The following is a 17532-nucleotide window of genomic DNA, read 5'->3' as shown; positions in this document are numbered from 1 at the left end:
AAAAATTATGAGTGAAAAAATTTTTGGCATCCACGCGGTTCAAGCCTTATTGGAACGTCAACCTCAGCGCTTTCAACAAGTCTTTATATTAAAAGGCCGGGATGATCGTCGTTTACAGCCGCTGATTCAGGCATTGGAATCACAGGGCGTCACTATTCAAGTAGCGACTCGTCAATGGCTGGACGAGGCGGCAGAAGGTGCTGTGCATCAAGGAATTTTGGCATTAGTGAAGCCGGGGCGTCAGTATCAGGAAGGTGATCTGCCTGATTTACTGGAAAAACTGGATAAACCGCTGCTGTTAATTCTCGATGGCGTAACCGATCCTCATAATCTTGGCGCATGCTTACGTAGCGCTGATGCAGCGGGTGTAGCTGCGGTGATTGTGCCGAAAGATCGCTCGGCGGCGTTAAACGCTACGGCTAAGAAAGTGGCCTGTGGTGCAGCAGAAACCGTTCCGCTTATTCGTGTGACGAACCTTGCAAGAACAATGCGTTTGTTACAAGAGTACCATATCTGGATTGTCGGCACGGCCGGTGAAGCCGACCATACGTTATATCAGAGCAAAATGACTGGCGGTATGGCACTGGTGATGGGGGCCGAAGGCGAAGGCATGCGGCGGTTAACGCGCGAACATTGTGATGAGTTAATTAGCATCCCAATGGCGGGTTCGGTCTCTTCACTCAACGTTTCCGTTGCCACGGGGATCTGTTTGTTTGAAGCGGTACGTCAGCGCCAATAACGTGCCGATAAGCATCTCCTTCTATGGAGGGGGTGCTTAGTGGCATTCTTCAGGTGTTATCGTAACCGTATAGATAAGCTTACTGTCGACGAAATAGTTATAGACAGCCCCACCTGTAAAAAAATCCTTGAAAATCTTCATCTTGTCATCATTTTTACAGTATTGAACCTGTATCGCCTTCTTTATATTTTCCTGCCAATAGTGCGTGTTCATCACGGAAACTGGGATACCTTTTACGTCTAAATGGTAAATAAAGGCATTATCTTTCATTGAAATCTCGGTCAGTAACGTCGCTTGATCAATCAAAATGGGCAACTTTTTCTTAATATCATCAAGAATAGTCGCTTGCATGGCCGATTTATCATTCACGTCCTGCTTCTTAAAGTTCTCAATTTTTTCTGATGATGGAGTATGAGCGGCTTCCTTGCTGGCGAACTTCTCCTGTTGGGGTTTCGACGCATCGTCGCAGGCTGCGAGCAAACATAATGCGATCGTGAAGCTAATAAGACGGTACGAGGCCATATCTAGGTTCCTTGATGGGGTTGAGTATTTAACATTTTTATCACAGTTTAAGGTGGGTCGCCTTATGATTAAGAAAAAATCGAAACTACTCAGCGGAATCGACCGCGCAATACGGCTCAAGCTGTGAGCTGCATTATATTTCGATAAACTGGTCAGCGAATTGTGTGAGCCGCGTAACCTTATTCTGGAATGAAATATGCATCACTATCAGTGCACTCTGTGGTGCCACTTTCTAGGAGCTTATTTTGAACCGTACAAACCAACCCTTAACCCCGCTAGAGTCGACTCAGCAGGCATTAGATTTTATACAAAGTGAGACCCTTTCTTCAGATCAACTCGCGCTTCTCAATCAACTAACCGTCGACGGTTTCCGTCAACATGTTAACCCTGGGTTCCTAGAATATCGCAAATCAGTCACGTCAGGTGGCGGCTATGCTGCAGTAGAGTGGCGTGCCACGAGCTTGAATACCCTAGCGGATACCCGCGGTAATGAGTATATAGATTGTCTAGGTGGCTACGGTATTTTTAGCGTCGGCCACTGTAATCCGACGGTCGTTGATGCCGTCGAACATCAACTTCACAAGCAACCGCTACACAGTCAGGAACTGCTCGACCCTTTACGTGCCCTCTTGGCGCAGGCCTTAGCCGGTCTTGCACCAGGGGAGCTGAATTATTGTTTCTTTGGTAATAGCGGTACCGAGTCTGTGGAAGCAGCACTGAAATTAGCCAAAGCATACCAGGCCCCTCAAGGGAAATTCAGCTTTATCGCCGCGAATGGTGCTTTTCATGGTAAGTCGCTGGGATCATTATCGGCGACCGCCAAACCTGTCTTTCGAGAGCCTTTCCAACCACTCGTACCAGGATTTCATCATGTTGATTTTGGTGATATCCAGGCGATGCGTGCGAAAGTGGCGGAGTGTGAGGCACGAGGCGAGGGAATTGCGGCGGTGATCCTTGAACCTATTCAAGGAGAGGGCGGCGTTATTCTACCACCAGAGGATTATTTACCCGCAGTACGTGCATTGTGCGACGAAATAGGCGCATTATTGGTTCTCGACGAGGTGCAAACGGGAATGGGCAGAACGGGTAAAATGTTTGCTTGTGAGCACTATGGCGTCGAGCCAGATATCCTCTGCCTGGCGAAAGCGCTGGGTGGCGGAGTGATGCCTATTAGTGCAACGATAGCCAGTAAACGCATCTTTTCGGTGCTTTTCGATAATCCTTTCTTACACACCACAACGTTTGGTGGTAATCCAATGGCCTGTGCCGCTGCCTTGGCAACGATTAATGTCCTGCTTCGTGATGATCTGGCTGCACAGGCGCAGCACAAGGGGGACTATTTGCTGAAGCGGCTTAAGGCGTGCGCTAAGCGTTATCCTCAGGTCATCACTGCAGTAAGAGGGATGGGATTCTTACAGGCATTGGAGTTTTGCGATAATGAGACCGGTTATGCCTTTGCCAGTGAGATGTTTCGCCGGGGCGTACTGGTGGCGGGAACATTAAATAATGCTCGGACTGTCCGGATTGAGCCGCCTTTGACCTTAACTATGGATCAGTGTGATCAAGTCTTAGAGCAGGTGGAAAAAGTATTAGAACAATTATCTGCCTCTTCTGGGAAAGGCGCGGCCCCCCAAGTTTCTCCCTCTCTTATCCATTGATGTATCACCCGCTTACCTAAGGTAAGCGGGTCTTTTCTTATTGGTTAAAGACCAGCTCTCTCTTCGTCCACCAATACCAGAGAATCCAACACACGCCGATTGCCGTCCAAACTAGCCCCAATCGCATCGCATCTTGGTCTAAGTTTAGCCACATCACGCCAACACAGACTATTCCGGTAATGGGGATCAAAAGGTGCGCAAGCCAGTGGGAGGGAGTCTTTATATGTTTTTGTTGAATAGCATAGTAGGCGATGACTGACACATTCACAGAGGTAAAGGCAACCAGCGCACCAAAACTAATTAAAGAGACTGCGGTATCAAGATTAAAGAATACAGCGGTCATTGCGAGTGCCCCGACAAACAGCACGCAGTAGAGCGGGCTACCTAAACGCGGGTGGATATAGCGAAACTTAGCGATAGGAAAAATACCATCACGCCCCATGATATGCAGTAAACGTGCAGCGCTGGCGTGGGAAGCTAAGCCGGAAGCAAAGGTATTAATTAAAATCGCCACAAGAAAGACCGACTGGAAAAATTTTCCCCCGACATAGAGCACAATTTCAGGCATGGCTTCAGTAGGATTTTTGAATTGGATATTCGTCGGGAAGTAGAGCTGAGTAAACCAGGCTGCAATGAAGAAAATGATACCACCGATCAATGCGGTTAAGAAAACTGCTAGCGGAATAGTACGGTCAGGTTGATGCGATTCATCAGATAAGGTTGTGACGGCATCAAAACCGAGAAATGAGAAGCACAATACGGCGGCACCGGCTACCAACGGCAGAAACGTCGGCTCGCCATTCCACAGCGGTTTTAACGTCCAAACTGCCTCATGGCCATGTTGATGTCCGACTCCCTGAATCACCAACCAAACGAATACCGCCATTAACAGTACAGGGGCACCGACAAACAGGAAATTAAGGTTTGCTAGTAAGCGAATATTACGACTATTTACCCAAGTGACTAAGCCAGTAAACAGGACGATCCACAACCACGAAGGCACCTGAGGAAATAGCGATTTTAGATAAATACCGGCTAGGAGGGCATTTATCATCGGCAACAACATATAATCCAGTAGCGAAGCCCAGCCCACTAAAAAACCGGTCCGATTACCGCAAGTCTTACGGGCATAAGTGTAGGCAGAGCCTGCTTTGGGGAAGATTTTGACCATTTTGCCATAACTGAAGGCCGTCAATAACACGGCAAAGAGGGCTAAGAGGTAGGCCAAGGGAACGCGGCCTGAGGTCATACCGGAAACAATTCCGAAGGTATCAAATACTGTCATCGGCGTCATATAGGCAATGCCAACGATGACTACCTGCCATAATCCTAAATTACGTTTATATGTTACTTCTTGAGTCATTCAACACCACCTGGGAAAAAATTGGGTAATACTGCTTAAGCAATTTCTATGCCCAACTACTGGTGAATGCAGCCTAGAAATGGTTTCTAACTCGCTAAAATAGGCTTTTTTTTAAGAGAGTAAAGTAGGGAGTAATAATAAAATTTTCGGTAGTAAGAAAAGCAGTAAAACGGGCAGGGTAATAAAGGTATGAGGACGGCACAAACCGCCCTCTAGAGGTTAAACGTTAAGGCTTATTCGCTATAGTTAAACGCTTTAGGGTGGTTCGCCAAGCTCCCAGTTGTGGCAGCGTAGAGAATCGTTTTGCCATCGATCGATAATTCATCACTAACGTTGAGCCATTGTAAGGTCTCACGATGCGATTTCTCATTCGTTTGCAGGTAAAGCCCACTCATCTGTTTTAGCTTGGCTGAATACAGTACGGCAAACTGCTGGTTACCGCAGTTGTGTGGTTTACAGATGGCGTAGACCTGATAATCATTCCCTTTCACGGTCACGGTTTGCGCTGGAGATTCCACGCCACCGGTTTTAATCCAGTTAGGTAGGTTCTGGTGGTGGATTAGTGCGGTAAGCGCTTTTCCCCCTTCAGGCGTTTTGACGAGATCACTAAAGGTCGTGTCCGCGGCGAAAGCAGCCGGTGCGACGAGTAGCGCCGCGATAATACCGATTGGCTTTAACATAACTCCTCCTATGATAATCGTCCCCAGTATAGACCTTGATGAAGCATGATGGCGAATAATCGAGATGTTTACTAAATAAGCGGCGTATTGTCTTGTGTTTAGTCGCCAGTATCAGTATTATTACGCGTCAAATTTTTCAGCCGCATTTTAAAACGTTCCTTGCTTCCATGGGCCGCGGCTGACCCTGACAGGAGGCTGAATAATCCGTAAGGAGCAACCGATGCGTCATTACGAAATCGTATTTATGGTTCATCCTGACCAGAGCGAACAGGTTCCTGGCATGATCGAGCGTTACACTGGTGCTATCACTGGTGCAGAAGGCAAGATCCACCGTCTGGAAGACTGGGGCCGCCGTCAGCTGGCTTACCCAATCAACAAATTGCACAAAGCACACTACGTTCTTCTGAACGTTGAAGCTCCGCAAGAAGTGATTGACGAGCTGGAAACAAACTTCCGCTTCAACGACGCCGTTATCCGCAGCATGGTCATGCGCGTTAAGCATGCGGTAACTGAAGCATCACCAATGGTTAAAGCAAAAGAAGAACGTCGTGATCGTCGTGATGACTTTGCTAACGAAGCCGCTGATGACTCAGATGCTGAGGATTCTGAAGAGTAATTCTTGATGGTGGCTAACCGTCTACAACTGTCTGGGCACGTGTGCACAGCCGTAGTAAGAAAAACTAGCCCCTCAGGAATCCCGCATTGCCAATTCGTGTTAGAACATGAATCTATGCAGCGGGAAGCCGGAATAAACCGGCTGGCTGTATGTCGTATCCCTGTGATTATCAGTGGGCATGAACATCAGCTTATTACTCAACATATAACGGTCGGCAAGCAGCTTTTACTTGAAGGTTTTGTCCATAGCCATAAGGCGAAAACAGGCCAGAGTAAACTTGTACTGCATGCCGAGCAGATTGAATTGATAGATTCTGGAGACTAGCCAAATGGCACGTTATTTCCGTCGTCGCAAGTTCTGCCGTTTCACCGCGGAAGGCGTTCAAGAGATCGATTATAAAGATATCGCAACGCTGAAAAACTACATCACTGAAAGCGGTAAGATTGTACCAAGCCGTATTACCGGTACCCGTGCAAAATACCAGCGTCAGCTGGCCCGTGCTATCAAGCGCGCGCGTTACCTGTCCCTGTTACCGTACACTGATCGTCATCAGTAATCGGTAGCTGTCCATTAACGACTTTAAGAGGATAAGGTAATGCAAGTTATTCTGCTTGATAAAGTAGCAAACCTGGGCAACCTAGGTGATCAGGTTAATGTTAAAGCGGGCTACGCTCGTAACTTCCTGGTACCACAAGGTAAAGCTGTCCCAGCAACTAAAAACAACATCGAGTTTTTCGAAACTCGCCGCGCTGAGTTAGAAGCTAAATTAGCGGAAACTCTGGCTGCTGCTAATGCTCGTGCTGAGAAAATCAATGCACTGGGCACTGTCACCCTCGCAACTAAAGCGGGTGAAGGCGGTAAACTGTTTGGTTCAATCGGTACTCGCGATATCGCGGATGCTGTGACCGCTGCAGGTGTTGCTGTTGCTAAAAGTGAAGTGCGTTTACCAAATGGTGTTCTTCGCACCACTGGTGACCACGAAGTTGATTTCCAAGTTCACGGCGAAGTTTTCGCTAAACTGGTTATCAAAATCGCTGCTGAGTAATTTCAGCTGTGAGGAAAATGCCGGCGAAAGCCGGCATTTTTGCTTTTAACTATTGTACCCGTAGGAAGCGGCCATCTTCTTGGCGGACAAACAATACTTGCCCCCGCGTATTCTCCAGCGTTAACCCTGTTACCGTCTTATTGGTTGTCATCCGTATCTTTACGGCTTGTCCGGCACTCAAGGTGCCTAACGGCTTATCATCGCCTTGTACGTTGGCCATCGCATACACGTCTTCTGTCGCAAGTCCCTGATCACGAAATAGCTGCGCTAACGTCTCCCCAGCGGCAATATGGTAGGTATGCCATGCTCCCTGACTCTCGTTTTGGTCAGCCAGTATACTCGGCGGGTCAACGTGGCGTAGAGTGACATCTGGGGCAGGGGGTGGCCCAGGTAATAATCCACCAATAATGACCAGTAGAGCGGCAACTGCTAGGGCCCGTCGATGCCAAGGCGAGAAGGGGGCGAGCAGGGGTTCAAGGCGTGGGCGAACCTTATATCGATAAAATTGCCCGATTACTTCAAACAAGATCGAAATCCTCTCCTTCATCGCTGACTCCTTTAGCATTGGGCTGAGGGTCAGCCGCTATTGCAGCTATCATTGTTAATCTTTCTTAAGAAAAAGTCATTACTCGGCGGATCAATTTTACGAATAGCCCCGACGCTGCTATCCTTGCGGTTCAATTTATTTAGAGAAAAGGAACAGAAATGACGACTCTTTCTTTTGACAGTGTCGAAACGCAAGCAAGCTATGGCATTGGCCTGCAAGTCGGACAGCAATTGTTAGAATCAGGATTACAAGGTCTTGAGCCTGAAGCTTTATTAGCTGGTTTGCGTGATGCGCTGGAAGGAAATTCGCCGGCTGTACCTATGGATGTTTTACACCGTGCATTACGTGAAATGCACGAACGTGCGGAAGCCGTACGTGATGAGCGCACTAAAGAGATGGCTGCTGAAGGGGCAAAGTACCTTGAAGAGAACCGCCAACGTGAAGGCGTAAACAGCACTGAGTCGGGATTACAGTTCCGTGTCCTCACACAAGGTGAAGGCGCTATTCCTTCTCGCCAAGATCGAGTGCGCGTGCACTATACTGGTAAATTGACCGACGGTACGGTATTCGATAGCTCAGTTGCGCGTGGTGAGCCAGCAGAATTCCCAGTGAGTGGCGTGATTGCAGGATGGATCGAAGCATTAACCTTAATGCCGGTCGGATCAAAATGGGAGCTGGTTATTCCTCAACATCTTGCCTATGGTGAGCGTGGCGCAGGGGCTTCAATCCCACCATTCAGCACCTTAGTCTTCGAAGTTGAATTGCTGGATATCCTGTAATTCTATTGACCTAATCAACCGGCCAGAGGCCGGTTTTTTTTCGCCCAAGTATTGAGGTTTACCCAGCCCCGATGACGGAGTATGGTAATCTCATTCATCATAATTTCTGATATTACTAACTGTCGTTGACGGGAGGCTGAGAATGTTAGACCAGATTAATCAGATCGCACGCCAAGCTGGTGAAGAGATCCTAAAAATCTATCATCGCGAAGAGGGGCTTGATGTGCAGATCAAGACCGACGATTCCCCCGTCACCGCCGCGGATATCGCTGCCAATAGTGTCATTATCGAAGGCTTACAGGCCTTGACTCCTGATATTCCTATTTTGTCAGAAGAGTCCGTGGTGGAATGGTCGGCGCGGCAGACATGGACCCGCTATTGGCTAGTTGACCCGCTCGATGGTACCAAGGAATTTATTAAGCGTAATGGTGAATTCACCGTGAATATTGCCTTGATTGAGAACGGTAAACCGATACTTGGTGTCGTGTACGCTCCGGTATTGGATGAATTGTATTGTGCAGCGGAGGGTAAGGCGTGGAAGGAAGAGGCAACAGGGGAACGGCATCCCATCAGCGTGACCAATGCACAACCTCCTTTAGTTGTCGTCAGCCGCTCGCATGCCAACAACGATCCTGAGTTAAGCGATTACCTGCATCAGCTCGGCGAACACCAAACCGTGGCGATCGGTTCCTCCCTAAAATTCTGTCTTGTCGCAGAAGGGAAGGCGCAGCTCTATCCTCGCTTTGGGCCAACCAATATCTGGGACACGGGGGCAGGCCACGCTGTAGCCTTAGCTGCTGGTGCACAAGTCACTGATTGGCATGGTCGCACGCTGGATTATACACCCCGTGAGTCCTTCTTAAATCCCGGTTTTCGCGTGTCGTTGTTTTAATTCCTCTCCTTTTCTTTTGCTCCCTTATAGCCGGGAGCAAAATAATTTTCTTTCGCCATAAATTTGTCATCAAACCTGCCGATAATCCTGAGTAGTTTCTTAATCATAAGAAATAAAAGGCTTAGATTTCATTGTCAAAGAGGGAATTATTAGTCAAATTCACTCTCTTTGATAGGTTAATCAAATATTATTGATATGTAATTTTTGTGTTTTCTGGATAACAAACTACACTCTATCTCAGAACGCAGGAGCGAAAGAGAGAAAGACTCAGTGAAAATTTATAAACGATATAATCCGATTCAAATTGCCCGTTACGTTAAAACGTTATTTAAAGGCGAGATTTATATTGAGGATGTTGGCGAGTTTCATTTTGACCAAGGAAAGGTATTGAAACCTATTAACGGCGATATTCAGCGTTTAAGTATAATGTCTGAAATTAATCGTCAGGTGAATGCGTTACAGGTCAAATTCTAATTATCGGGCCACCGAAGCGCTGCTTCCGTGGCCCGAATGATTATTGCTGCTTACCTGTAATCTCGTCGATCACTTGGCCCGCAGGGGTTAATGGCGTAGGGCGTTCGTCGCTGACGCGCGTGACCAATAGTTGGTCAATACGGTAGTTATCGATATCAACCACCTCGAACTTATAGCCAGAGAAGATCACGAAGTCAGTTCGTTTCGGGATCTTACGCAGCATATACATCATAAAACCACCAATGGTTTCATAGTTACCTGAGTGTGGAAACTCTTCGATATGCAATACACGTACGACGTCATCGATCGGCGTTCCGCCTTCGACTAACCACGAATTGGCATCACGTGCCACGATTTGCTCTTCAAAACCTTGACCGACTAAATCACCCATCAGTGTGGTCATCACATCGTTAAGCGTGATAATTCCGACCACTAAAGCGTATTCGTTCATGATCACCGCGAAATCTTCACCCGCGGTCTTAAAACTTTCTAAGGCTTCAGACAGCGTTAAGGTATCTGGGACAATCAACGCTGAACGGATTTGTACACCGCTACTCAAGGTCATGCTCTGATTGCCTAGCACGCGCAGCAGTAACTCTTTCGAATCGACATAGCCAACGATATGGTCGATATCGCCATTACACACCAAGAATTTGGAGTGAGGATGGTCGGCAATTTTCGATTTTAATACCGCTTCTTCTTCATTGAGATCAAACCAAACAATGTTTTCACGAGAGGTCATAGAAGAGGGGACAGTACGAGATTCCAGCTCGAAAACGTTTTCAATCAATTCATGCTCTTGTTTACGTAATACGCCTGCCAAGGCGCCCGCTTCCACCACCGCATAAATATCATCCGGCGTAATATCGTCTTTACGATCCATCGGGATTTTGAATAGACGGAAAACGTTGTTCGCCATACCGTTGAAGAACCACACTAACGGACGGAAAATCAATAAACAAATTCGCATTGGCCCAATAATCCGCAGCGCGATGGCTTCTGGCGCAATCATACCAATACGTTTAGGTGTGAGGTCAGCGAACAAGATAAACAGGCTGGTTACCACGGTGAAAGAACAGATAAAGCTCAGCTTTTCTGATAATTCTGGAGATAAGAACCGATGAAAGAAATCAGAGAAAACCGGCATAAAGGCGGAGTCTCCGACAATACCGCCTAGGATGGCAACGGCATTGACACCAATCTGCACAACGGTAAAGAACATTCCAGGTGATTCTTGAAGCTTGAGCACATGCTCTGCACGAATATCACCATCGTTGGCGAGGAGTCTGAGTTTAATTTTCCGCGCGGCAGCCAAAGAGATCTCTGACATAGCAAAGAAAAAACTAATAACAATTAATACTAGGATGACAAGTAAGCTATCTAACATAAAGAGTCCGAAGTTTATAAGCTTGTCATTTTTGGCCTGGGCAACTTCTCATTAAAGCATTATTCAGGCAGTCAGTGAGGAAGAACACGTTATCCGTGCCAAAAATGTCTGTCAGGGCATATTCACTATGAATAGTGCTCAGCAACAGAAGTGACAGTGATTACTGCCTAAGCAGAGTATAGCAGTAGCAAGGAATAAGTCGCTAGAGGGATCTGTGCAGAAATTCAGCATTATAGAGGCCTTTTAGATCACTGGTTGTAATTTATGCAAGGTTTTTGGAAAATAGCGTAATTGATAAGAAAAATTATTATTTGATTTAGCCTTTATAAAGCTTAAGCAAGACTAAGCTTACTACAGTGTGTATATTTTAATGTCATTACGCGATTTGCTGCTGCAAATGGATGTTTAACAGGAGAGTTCGTGACACGTTTAACCCATTATAGTATGGCAGCACTTTTGTTAGCCGCTCCTTCACTTCAGGCCGCGACGGTTAGGCTGAACCTTGAAGGGCTTTCTGGCGAATTACAAAATAATGTCAGAGTTAGGTTGGCAACGATAACTAGCGAAGAGATCAGCGCAGATAGCCGTTTTCAAGCGCGTCTGGATGCGGTGATTAAACAAAGCTTACGGGCGCTAGGCTATTATGAGCCAGTGATCACCTATCGCGTTTCCCCTGAGCAGGCACTGCCATCTGGAAAAGTACTGACGATTCATGTTGATCCTGGTGTACCGGTTAAAATCGGCGGTAGCACCTTATTAGTTGAAGGTGAGGGACAGCAGGATTCTGAATACCAACAATGGGTCGAGCAAGGTCGTCCTAAAGTGGGAACCGTTCTCAACCATGGCGACTATGATAAATTCAAAAATGGCTTTTCCAGTATTGCGCTGCGTAAAGGGTATTTCGATGGCGCTTATCGTAAAAGCCAATTAGGGGTATCGCTGCCCTTACATCAAGCCTTCTGGGATATTGACTACGATACTGGACAGCGCTATCGCTTTGGTAAAGTGACCTTTACAGGGTCGCAAATCAGAGAAGAGTATTTAGAAAGGCTCGTGCCTTTCCACGAAGGCGATTATTACGATTCAAAAAACTTAGCCGAATTAAACCGCCGCCTCTCTGCAATGGGATGGTTCGGTTCGGTCGTGGCTGCGCCGGAATTTAAGGGCGCAGAAAAAACCAAGGTATTACCGATCAATGCAGCGGTTACTCCTGCTGTTAAAAATAGCTTAGAAGTCGGTGCCGGATACTCGACCGATGTCGGTCCGCAACTTAAGGCGACATGGAACCGACCTTGGGTAAATGAATATGGTCATAGCATTACGGCCAATACCTATCTGTCACAGCCTGAGCAGCAACTTGACTTCACCTATAAAATCCCGCTATTAAAAAATCCCATCGAGCAGTATTACACTATCAAAGGTGGGCTTAAGCGTACCGACTTAAATGATACCAAAGCGGATTCCACCACTATCGTTGGATCGCGCTATTGGGAAAATAGCAGTGGCTGGCAAAAAGCGCTCAACTTAACCTGGCGTCTGGACCACTATACTCAAGGAAATTACACCAATACCACCATGCTGTTTTATCCTGGTGCGAGCATTAACCGAACGCGTTCACGCGGCGGATTGATGCCGACATGGGGTGATTCACAGCGCTACTCAGTTGATTTTTCCGACACAACGTGGGGATCTGGTGCTGACTTCGTTATTCTACAGGCCTCTAATGTCTGGATCCGGACCTATGCGGAGAAACACCGTTTCGTGGTGAGAGGAACGTTAGGGTGGATTGAAACGGACGACTTCGACAAGGTGCCACCGGATCTTCGCTTCTTTGCCGGAGGGGACCGCAGCATTCGCGGTTACAAATATAAAGATGTCTCACCGCGTGATAGCGATAATAACCTGACCGGTGCTAGCAAAATGGCGACGGGATCGTTTGAATACCAATATAACGTCACAGGAAAATGGTGGGGCGCGGCGTTTATTGACAGCGGTGAAGCCGTTAATAATTTCAAAGATAGCGATATCAAGACCGGTGCCGGGGTCGGGGTGCGTTGGGCCTCACCGGTTGGACCGATCAAACTTGATATTGCCTCGCCGATTGGTGACAAAGATACCCACGGTGTTCAGTTTTATATTGGCTTAGGACCTGAATTATGAGTTGGTGGAAAAAAGGATTAATCGGCCTGCTCGTCATCGTCTTACTGCTGATGACGACAGTCGCCTTACTGATTGGCACGACCCCTGGTTTGCATCTGTTATTTAAAGGGGCAAATCGCTGGGTGCCTGGCTTACATATAAGCCAAGTCGAGGGCGGCTGGCGTGATCTATATTTGCGTGATATGACTTATCAAATGCAAGGGGTTGAAGTACGCAGTGGCCAGCTTCATCTGGCGGTGAATACCTCGTGTTTATGGCACTCCTCAGTATGCGTTGATGATCTTTCATTAAGTGATGTCAGCGTCGTCGTTGATACCAGTAAGATGGCGCCTGCAGCACCGGTTGAAGAGACAAAAAGTGAACCGTTAACCGATATTTCAACGCCGTATCCCCTGACGCTTAAGCATCTTGGTTTACACAATATCAATGTCAAAGTCGATGATACAAGTATTGCACTGGGTGAGTTCACTACCGGTATCGCTTGGCAGAACCGTCAGATTACGTTAGCCCCTACCCAAATTAATAATTTCTTATTGGCCTTGCCGACCGCGGCGAAAGTGGCAGTGGATAAGGCCGCACAAGCGACCAAAACCGCGATCACTCAAACGCCAGAGCAGGCAGCAGAGCAGAAGAAAGCGGAAGATGAACAGGCTCGTCTCGCGGCACAACAGCCGCCGCTGGGCGATACCCTCCGCGCGCTATTTGCTAAGCCGTTATTGGAGCTGCCTACAGTGACCTTACCGGTTGATGTCGATATTCAAGGCATTACCGGTAATACCTTACGGGTAACGGGTGACACCGAGTTAACGATTAACCAACTTAATCTAAAAGCGCGCGCCCAACATAACCATATTGCTTTGCAACAATTACAGGTTCAGGCGATACAAGGGCAGCTACATGCCAGCGGCGAGGCTGATTTAGCGGATAATTGGCCGGTTAATATGAACCTTAACAGCACGCTAAATGTTGACCCGATCAAAGGGCAAAAAGTGAAGTTGGCGCTGAAAGGCAACATGAAGCAGCAAGTTGACTTAGCGATTAACCTTTCTGGTCCGGTGAAAGCGCAATTAAATGCCATGGCGCAACCGGCGACAGTGGGACTGCCTTTCTCTTTAAAAGTGAACAGTCCGCGCTTACGTTGGCCGCTTACCGGCCCCGCTCAGGTTCAAGTTGATAATGTGAATCTCGACACCTCAGGTAAGGCTTCAGACTACCGTATTCAGCTCGCGGCAGCCTTAACGGGACAGGGGATTCCACCGGCACAGATCGCGTTAAATGGTAAAGGGGATCTCGGTCAGTTCAGTTTAGACCGACTTCGTGTGGCGGCGCTGCAAGGTAATATCGACCTAAATGCATTAGTGGATTGGAATAAGGCGATTAGCTGGCGCAGTGAGTTAACGCTTAATAACATCAATACCGCACGGCAATATCCCGATTGGCCAGCCAAAATTAACGGCCAAATAATGACCAAGGGCAGTGTATTTGGGGGGACTTGGCAGCTTAGTATGCCGAAAGTCGATATTAAAGGTAACGTTAAACAGAACCCGGTTAATATTGAAGGCAACTTGCAGGGCAATAGCTACATGCAGTGGAAAGTGCCGCAACTGTTAGTTGCCTTGGGGCGTAATCACCTGAATGTGCATGGCGAGCTGAATAACAAACTGATGCTTGACGCCGACGTTGACGCACCGGCGCTCGACAATGCCTTGCCAGGCCTTGGCGGGACCCTGAAAGGGGCGATTAACGCTCGAGGTACCCTTAAACAGCCGGAGCTGAAGGTCGATCTGCAAGGGCGAGCCTTGCGCTGGCAACAGATACGCCTGCAGTCATTAGCCTTGAAAGGCAATGTCAGCTCGGCAGAGCAGATATCGGGTAACCTAAACCTGAATCTACAACAGTTGCATCAAGAAGGCGTCGATATTCAGCAAATTCTACTGAATGCCGGCGGTAATGAGCAGGCCCATCAATTGACCCTGAAAGTCACGGGTAAGCCGGTGGCAGGCGAGTTAGCGCTAAAAGGGCATTTCGACCGTCAGCAGCAACGCTGGCAAGGTAGCTTAACTCGGAGTCAATTCTCGACGCCAGTGGGCAACGTGACGTTAAGCCGGGCGATGAGCCTCGATTATCAAAATCTGAAACAGACCATTACGGTAGGCAGCCACTGTTGGTTAAATCCTAATGCAGAGCTGTGCGTTCCTGAACCTATGGTGGCTGGCCCAGCGGGGCATGCGCATCTGCAGATCCGTAAACTTGATCTGGCGATGTTAAAAGAGTTCCTGCCCGCACAAACGCAGTTATCAGGACGGTTTAGTGGTGATACGCGGGTAAATTGGACAGCGAATGGCGGCCTACCAGACGCCAATCTAAGCTTGACCGGCCAAGGCGTCGAAGTCCGTCAGGATGTACAAGGCAAGATGCTCCCTATCGCCTTCGACCGGTTAGATCTTAAAGCGGCCTTGGTGAAAGGGAAAGCGCAGCTACAATGGCTGATCAAGTTGGCTAATAATGGACAGTTAACCGGTAATGTACAGGTTGCCGATCCCGAGAATCGTCGGACGTTAGGCGGAACGGTAGGAATTAATAATCTCTCCTTGGCTATTCTTAATCCGGCGCTATCTAAAGGCGAAAGTGTTCAAGGGGTTCTGAATAGCCAGTTACGTTTAGGTGGTTCGTTACAAAATCCGCAAGTGTTTGGTCAACTCGCGCTGAAAAATGCCAAAGCGCAAACCAGCGCGATGCCGGTTGAATTGACCGATGCGAACCTTTCGATGGTCTTCAATGGCATGTCATCGACGCTGGAAGGATTAATCCAAACGGCTCATGGTAACTTGAACCTATCGGGTAATGCCGATTGGCGTCAGCTGGATAACTGGCGAGCGCATATTGCTGCGAAAGGTGAAAAAATCCGCGTAACGGTGCCGCCGATGGTCCGGATGGATGTTTCGCCAGACCTCACCTTTGATGCCACGCCAGCGGCCTTTAACCTCGATGGACGAGTCGATATCCCTTGGGCGAGAATCATTGTGCAAGATGTGCCGGAGAGTGCGGTGGGGGTATCCTCCGATGAGGTGATGCTCGACGAACATTTACAGCCGATCAAACCGACGACTGCGAGCATGGCGATCAACAGTAACCTGATTATTCATGTAGGCGATGATGTAAAATTGTCGGCGTTCGGCCTTAATGCGCGATTAAATGGCGATCTTAAAGTCGGACAAGGGAAAAATGGCTTGGGCCTCAATGGACAGATCAATATCCCTTCAGGTCGCTTCCATGCTTATGGACAAGATTTGATTGTGCGAAAAGGGCAACTGCAGTTCTCTGGCCCACCGGATCAACCTTATGTCAATCTTGAGGCTATTCGTAATCCCGATGCAACCGAAGACAGCGTTACCGCAGGTATCCGTGTCACTGGCTTAGCCGATGAGCCAAAAGTTGAGGTCTTCTCCGACCCGACTATGTCACAACAAGCCGCACTCTCTTATCTATTAAGAGGCCAAGGTCTTGGAAGCAGTGATGACAGTAATGCATTAACTTCTGCTTTAGTTGGTTTAGGGGTTGCACAAAGTGGTCAAGTTATGGGTAAAATCGGCGAGACTTTCGGTGTCAGCGATTTAGCGTTAGATACCGCGGGCGTTGGCGATAGCCAACAAGTCCAAGTCAGTGGCTATGTACTACCAGGCCTACAAGTAAAATACGGAGTGGGACTCTTCGATTCGTTAGCAACTCTTACGCTACGATATCGTTTGATGCCTAAACTCTACCTGGAAGCAGTGTCTGGCGTCGACCAGGCATTGGATGTGCTCTATAAGTTTGAGTTTTAGCTATGCGAATCATTGTCTATGGCAGTTTAAGACGTAAGCAGGGAAATAGTCATTGGATGACCAACGCTCAATGGCTGGGTGACTGTCAAGTCGAAGGCTACGAGCTCTATAATCTTGGCCACTATCCGGGGGTAATCCCCGGTGTAGGGACGATTGAGGGTGAAGTGTATCGTATCGATGCCACGACCTTAGGTGAATTGGATGCCTTAAGAACCAAAGGGGGCGAGTACAAGCGTCAGTTGGTTTCAACGCCTTATGGCAGCGCTTGGATGTATATTTATCAGCGTTCTGTGGCAAGCCGCCCGCAAATACCGAGTGGTGATTGGCTTGAGAGGAGTGAGAACTCTTAATAGAAAAGCCGTCTTGAAAGCAGTACGGCAGGGTTCATTAAGCTGTACTGCGTTCAACAATTAAAATAGTCACTGTTCTCTGACCTGTCTGGTATTAGAACCAGTGATGATAGAGAGGTTTGACGCTATCACGGTCGTTTACACTATAACCTTTAATCTGCTACTAAGCTTAATTCCTATCTGCGGAGCTATCCATCGTTATCTATTCTGTTTTCAGACATCGAAAGAAACGTCATATTGAGCCGCCATCTCAGTAGAACCTCCGATGGCTGACGCTTTTTAATACCCTTAATACAAGAGAAGTTGTTGATACATTAGATCTGTCTACTGGCTTTTAAAGAATACACTAAGTTTGCTTTAAGCACTGGGGGGGGGGCGTAGCATGCGCAGCAATAGGATCTATCGCAGGTGGCTATGCGGGTAGCGTGGCCGGTGAGAAACTATTCAATGTGTTTTTGGAGTAAATTAGTGCTTGAATACCTCTTCGCTTGGACTG

The 17532-nt window shown here is 47.8% G+C and carries 17 protein-coding genes; 12 read left to right on the top strand and 5 right to left on the bottom strand.

Going from position 1 to position 17532, the window contains the following annotated elements; all coding sequences use genetic code 11:
- The first annotated feature begins 7 nt into the window (after positions 1-7).
- Positions 8-739 (top strand): 23S rRNA (guanosine(2251)-2'-O)-methyltransferase RlmB, encoded by a 732-nt coding sequence (gene rlmB, locus MKR94_RS05210; RefSeq protein WP_062811973.1) that lies wholly within the window; start codon positions 8-10, stop codon positions 737-739.
- Between the two features lie 36 nt (positions 740-775).
- Here the strand turns inward: rlmB and MKR94_RS05205 are convergent, their stop codons facing one another.
- Complete coding sequence (locus MKR94_RS05205; protein ID WP_241645867.1) at positions 776-1261, bottom strand: hypothetical protein; 486 nt, start codon at positions 1259-1261, stop codon at positions 776-778.
- 245 nt (positions 1262-1506) lie between these two features.
- On the opposite strand from MKR94_RS05205, the gene MKR94_RS05200 reads away from it, so the two are divergent.
- Positions 1507-2919 (top strand): putrescine aminotransferase, encoded by a 1413-nt coding sequence (locus tag MKR94_RS05200; protein ID WP_241645866.1) that lies wholly within the window; start codon positions 1507-1509, stop codon positions 2917-2919.
- A 37-nt stretch (positions 2920-2956) separates the two neighbouring features.
- Here the strand turns inward: MKR94_RS05200 and MKR94_RS05195 are convergent, their stop codons facing one another.
- Together MKR94_RS05195 and MKR94_RS05190 are read right to left on the bottom strand one after the other, a co-directional pair.
- Entirely contained in the window at positions 2957-4282 is a 1326-nt protein-coding gene (locus tag MKR94_RS05195; protein WP_241645865.1) for an APC family permease, read from the bottom strand.
- Positions 4283-4515: 233 nt separating this feature from the next.
- Complete coding sequence (locus MKR94_RS05190; protein ID WP_241645863.1) at positions 4516-4962, bottom strand: Ivy family c-type lysozyme inhibitor; 447 nt, start codon at positions 4960-4962, stop codon at positions 4516-4518.
- 220 nt (positions 4963-5182) lie between these two features.
- Here MKR94_RS05190 and rpsF point away from each other — a divergent pair, with 220 nt between their 5' ends.
- The 4 genes from rpsF to rplI are packed head-to-tail and all read left to right on the top strand — an operon-like array spanning position 5183 to position 6623.
- Positions 5183-5578 (top strand): 30S ribosomal protein S6, encoded by a 396-nt coding sequence (gene rpsF / locus MKR94_RS05185; protein ID WP_048912783.1) that lies wholly within the window; start codon positions 5183-5185, stop codon positions 5576-5578.
- 9 nt (positions 5579-5587) lie between these two features.
- Positions 5588-5902: a primosomal replication protein N gene (gene priB, locus MKR94_RS05180; RefSeq protein ID WP_241592723.1), complete on the top strand. Its 315-nt coding sequence runs from the start codon at positions 5588-5590 to the stop codon at positions 5900-5902.
- 4 nt (positions 5903-5906) lie between these two features.
- Entirely contained in the window at positions 5907-6134 is a 228-nt protein-coding gene (rpsR, locus tag MKR94_RS05175; protein WP_000135199.1) for a 30S ribosomal protein S18, read from the top strand.
- Positions 6135-6173: 39 nt separating this feature from the next.
- Positions 6174-6623, top strand: coding sequence for a 50S ribosomal protein L9 (rplI, locus tag MKR94_RS05170; protein ID WP_048912781.1), 450 nt, complete (start codon positions 6174-6176; stop codon positions 6621-6623).
- 49 nt (positions 6624-6672) lie between these two features.
- Here rplI and MKR94_RS05165 read toward each other — a convergent pair whose 3' ends face one another.
- Complete coding sequence (locus MKR94_RS05165) at positions 6673-7170, bottom strand: LysM-like peptidoglycan-binding domain-containing protein (RefSeq protein ID WP_241645861.1); 498 nt, start codon at positions 7168-7170, stop codon at positions 6673-6675.
- A 158-nt stretch (positions 7171-7328) separates the two neighbouring features.
- Here MKR94_RS05165 and fklB point away from each other — a divergent pair, with 158 nt between their 5' ends.
- The 3 genes from fklB (at position 7329) to MKR94_RS05150 (ending at position 9315) form a co-directional block, all read left to right on the top strand.
- A complete protein-coding gene (gene fklB / locus MKR94_RS05160; RefSeq protein ID WP_048912779.1) occupies positions 7329-7949 on the top strand; it encodes a BamJ family beta-barrel-assembly machinery protein in 621 nt (206 codons plus the stop codon).
- Positions 7950-8091: 142 nt separating this feature from the next.
- Entirely contained in the window at positions 8092-8841 is a 750-nt protein-coding gene (cysQ, locus tag MKR94_RS05155) for a 3'(2'),5'-bisphosphate nucleotidase CysQ (RefSeq protein WP_241645859.1), read from the top strand.
- Positions 8842-9111: 270 nt separating this feature from the next.
- Entirely contained in the window at positions 9112-9315 is a 204-nt protein-coding gene (locus tag MKR94_RS05150; protein ID WP_099823504.1) for a DUF1107 domain-containing protein, read from the top strand.
- A 40-nt stretch (positions 9316-9355) separates the two neighbouring features.
- Here the strand turns inward: MKR94_RS05150 and paeA are convergent, their stop codons facing one another.
- Entirely contained in the window at positions 9356-10702 is a 1347-nt protein-coding gene (gene paeA, locus MKR94_RS05145; protein ID WP_099823506.1) for a polyamine export protein PaeA, read from the bottom strand.
- 420 nt (positions 10703-11122) lie between these two features.
- Here paeA and tamA point away from each other — a divergent pair, with 420 nt between their 5' ends.
- The 3 genes from tamA to MKR94_RS05130 are packed head-to-tail and all read left to right on the top strand — an operon-like array spanning position 11123 to position 17036.
- Positions 11123-12862, top strand: coding sequence for an autotransporter assembly complex protein TamA (gene tamA / locus MKR94_RS05140; RefSeq protein WP_422047502.1), 1740 nt, complete (start codon positions 11123-11125; stop codon positions 12860-12862).
- Complete coding sequence (gene tamB / locus MKR94_RS05135) at positions 12859-16686, top strand: autotransporter assembly complex protein TamB (protein WP_241645858.1); 3828 nt, start codon at positions 12859-12861, stop codon at positions 16684-16686. The genes tamA and tamB overlap by 4 nt, the downstream gene beginning before the upstream one ends.
- Positions 16687-16688: 2 nt before the next feature.
- On the top strand, positions 16689-17036 hold the full coding sequence (locus tag MKR94_RS05130; protein WP_241645857.1) for a gamma-glutamylcyclotransferase family protein: 348 nt from the start codon (positions 16689-16691) through the stop codon (positions 17034-17036).
- The last annotated feature ends 496 nt before the right edge of the window (positions 17037-17532 follow it).

Source organism: Rosenbergiella metrosideri (genome assembly GCF_022602565.1).
In the GTDB taxonomy this organism is placed as follows: domain Bacteria; phylum Pseudomonadota; class Gammaproteobacteria; order Enterobacterales; family Enterobacteriaceae; genus Rosenbergiella; species Rosenbergiella metrosideri.
The sequence above is the reverse complement of the archived record's forward strand: the minus strand, read 5'-3'. Positions and strand labels throughout refer to the sequence as shown.